The following is a 352-nucleotide window of genomic DNA, read 5'->3' on the forward strand; positions in this document are numbered from 1 at the left end:
AGATGTGTATAAGAGACAGCTTCTCCAGCTGCTGCAGCCTCAGCGTTACGGTTTCGAAGAGTCTTCAGCCGCTCGACACGTTTCTGCTTGTTTTGCCTCTCTTTACGCTGCTGCCACGGCTGTAGGTAATCGATCTCCCCCCGTTGCAGCGCCTTTGCATACGCCGCGCTTCGTAAAGCATATGCAACGTTCCATTGCTTACTTGCTGATCGGGTGCTGGCGGCTTGCCTGGGCGCTTGAGTTCAACATACCTAAGCATACCCATCGAGCATAGCAAAAAACGCGACGAGGCTAGTTTACGCTTGCGTAAAGTTGTGTTACAGAAAGTAGGGGGGGGGTAGAGGAGAAGGAG

This window comes from Maricaulis maris (genome assembly GCF_049116555.1).
Lineage (GTDB): Bacteria > Pseudomonadota > Alphaproteobacteria > Caulobacterales > Maricaulaceae > Maricaulis > Maricaulis maris_C.